Raw genomic sequence first — 3,449 nt, forward strand, 5'->3', positions numbered from 1 at the left:
TTCGTACGGCGCTCAAACCATTGAGCAGCTAGATTTTTTTAGCAATGTTATAGAAGTGGTGCCTGGGAAAAGAGGTTTAAATGCTTTTACACATACTGCTCTAGCGCAAAAGCTCAAAGAACATGGTGTCACTAATGTAATTTTAGCCGGTACGGTGACTTCTATTTGTATTGACTCAACTGCGCGAACGGCTGTTGAACTTGGTTTTAACGTCACTATTTTAAGTGACTGTACATCGAGTCGCACTCCTTTTGAACAAACTTTTTACTGTGAAGAGGTTTTTCCTCTTTATGCGCGAGTTTGTGATAGTAAAACTTTTATTAAGCATTGGAGAGAGCATGGATAACAACGATGAACTACAAGTGCAAATCCAATATGCATTGGTCGAAAAGCTCTCCAATAGTAATCGACGTCAAGCAAAGCTATTAGCTATTTTAGATGAATGTATTTTTGAGTGTGATAAACATTTAAATCTTACCTATATTAACGAAGCATGGGAGAAGAAACTAGGTTACTCAAGCGATTCATTAATTGGTTCTAATATTACTAAGTTAATGAATTGCGATGATATTATGCATTTTGTTGCATACAGTTGTTGTTTGCTTGAAGGAAAGCAGACTCCTAGTGTAGAAATACAAATAAAAAATAGTCACGGACTCTTAAACTGGTTTGAGTTGAGGCTAGTTTATGATGAAAAAAGCGGTTTTATAGGTTCACTCTATGACATTCAACGTCATAAAGACTCACAACTTTTGCTTACACAACAGCAAAAATATGTAAAACGCTTATCGCTTGTTGCGAGCCATACAAATAACTTAGTGATAATTACAGATAAATTTGGCGTAATTGAGTGGGTTAACAATAGTTTTGAAGTACTTACAGGTTACACCTGTGATGAGGTTATAGGCACCAGTCCTGGTCATTTACTGCAAGGGCCAAAAACATGTGAAAAAAGCCGTAAGGTCATGTCTCATGCCGTAAAAAATGGACTTCCTTTTCAAGTTGAAACTACAAATTACGATAAAAACGGTAATATTTATTGGGTTGCTATTGATGCAAACCCAGTGCGAGATGATGAAGGCCAAGTAAAGCACTTTATCGCTATAGAAACTAATATTACGCAGCGAGTTAAAGCCGAACAAGCAATGGCAGAGATAGAATATAATTATCACTCTGTCGTTGATAATATCCCTGATATTGTTTTACGCCTTGATACATTTGGCAATCTATTATTTATAAATCAAGCATGGCAGCGAGTTCTACACAGCAAGGTAGATGAGAGCCTTGGCTTACCTATAATTAAGTTTATAGCAAAAGAAGATGTAGAAAAAATTAGTAGCACTTTACTTGATTATAAACAAGGTAAGCGTGACATTCGTCGCTTTGATATACGTTTAATTAATGCACAAGGTATAAATAACTGGGTCGAAATTACACTTACTCCAATTGTTGGTGGCTACGAAAGTGATTTATCATCAATTGCTGCGACACTTGTGGATATACAAGAGCGTATTGAAAGCGAGCAAATATTACTTGAAGCTAAACATCAGGCAGAAACCCTAGCGGAGTCAAAAAGCCGATTCATGGCAAATATTAGTCATGAAATTCGCACACCATTAAATGCTGTGATTGGATCTGCAGATATTTTGCATCATACCGGTTTAACTTCTGAACAAATGCGCTATACACAAATGATTAAAACAAGTTCTGACGCGCTATTAAGTGTATTGGACGATGTATTAACGTACTCACGTTTTGAAGCACAAGCCATAACACTCAATAATCAGCCATTTAGTATTGATACGTGTATTGAAGAAGCAATAGATATAATTTCCCAAAGCGCTTTACAAAAAGGGCTTGAGGTTATTTTTGATTTTTATCCTGATGTACCAGCTCAAGTAATTGGTGATCATGCCCGTATAAGACAAATAGTCATAAATTTATTAGCCAATGCGATTAAGTTCACTCAACATGGTGTAATAACGGTTACTGTTAAGTGCACTCATATTGAAGGTAATAATTTAAACCTTTATATATCTGTAAAAGACACGGGTATGGGAATTGCAAAAAATAAAATTGACAGTATGTTTATGCCTTTTATTCAATCCGATAATTCAATTACTCGAAAGCATGGTGGCAGTGGCTTAGGGCTTGCGATATGTAGGCAAATTTGTGATGTGGTAGGTGGAGATATTTCGGTTAGTTCTGAGTTTAATAAAGGAAGCGAGTTTATAGTTAATTACCCGCTGCAAATAGACACAACTGACTCAATTTTAAGAGAAGGGTTTGCAGCACGAAGTAAAAAGCCAAAAGTATGGATAGTAGGAAGTCACGAAATTCTAAAAACAGCCTTGGAGCATACGCTCACTCGGTTTTCTATCACTTTTGAACACTACGAAGTATGCCCAGATATACCCAAGTACGATAGTTTTCCTGATGCAATTGTACTAACTGATCCTCAAATGTTAGCCCAAACACGCGAGCGTATAAATACATACAACTCCCTTAATTCACCGTGTTTACTCATCCTAGATTTGCTAGGTAAAAGCTTATTACCGCAAAATATTAACGACAGAGAGCTTAGGTTAAATGGCCCTTATAAAGTATCGCATGTACTACGGGCAATTAGTTTATTAGAAGAGCAGTTGTTTCATTTGGATATTATATTTACCAATCGTGAGCAAAAAGAAACTTTAGAAAGCCCCTTAGGGTTAACTCAGTTAAGCGGAACCAAGGTATTAGTTGCTGAAGATAATACGAATAATCAAGTTGTAATTCGACAGTTTTTAGAACAAAAAGGTTGCCGTGTACATATTGTTAGTGATGGTCAAGAGGCAATAATAAAGGCGCAAAGCGGTGAAATTGATATTATTTTTATGGATATCCAAATGCCAATACTCGATGGGATTTCTGCAACTAAAGCAATCAGAAAGTTAGGTATAACCACCCCCATAATAGCACTCACTGCAAATGCGATTCATGGTGATAAAGAGCGATTTATAGACGCGGGGATGAATGACTATTTAGCTAAGCCAATTGTAAGTGAGACACTTTATTTATTACTTGATAAATATGCCCCAGAGCAGGTTATTGAATCTAAACATTTAAAGCTCTCTCGTTTAGCGCAAGTGTGGGAAAAGCTGAGTTGAGCAATGAAGGCTAGGGTTTGTTAAACGTTTAGGGTTAAGTTTGTAGCAGTGTGTTTGGTATTTAGGCAAAGTTGAGCCTATGCAGTGTGGTTATTTTCCATAAATGGGCGATAACGTAGCATTAATGCCAAACAGGCGCTGCCCAAAGGTTTCTTCCTAAGGGCTATTTACTCTTTGTTGCCAACATGCATGTAGGGAAGGGGTAAGGGGCGTGAGCAGAACGCGGAAGCTTTGCTCGGTCTTACATCGATGTAAGTCAGTAGGGTAACGCAGGAGCAGTTACCGATCCCGCTAGGTTAT

Annotated in this window: 2 protein-coding genes; both read left to right on the plus strand. The window is 37.3% G+C overall.

Annotated elements, in window-relative coordinates; translation table 11 throughout:
- The coding region (locus H5072_RS14865; RefSeq protein ID WP_182693956.1) for a cysteine hydrolase family protein at nt 1-346 on the plus strand (346 nt) is incomplete at its 5' end.
- The gene (locus H5072_RS14870; protein WP_182693957.1) at nt 339-3,149 is read left to right on the plus strand and encodes a PAS domain-containing hybrid sensor histidine kinase/response regulator; all 2,811 of its coding nucleotides are present in this window, start codon (nt 339-341) and stop codon (nt 3,147-3,149) included. The genes H5072_RS14865 and H5072_RS14870, both read left to right, overlap by 8 nt.
- Nucleotides 3,150-3,449 lie beyond the last annotated feature (300 nt).

Origin of the sequence: Pseudoalteromonas sp. SR45-5 (assembly GCF_014163565.1) — a bacterium.
GTDB classification, from domain to species: Bacteria; Pseudomonadota; Gammaproteobacteria; order Enterobacterales; family Alteromonadaceae; genus Pseudoalteromonas; species Pseudoalteromonas distincta.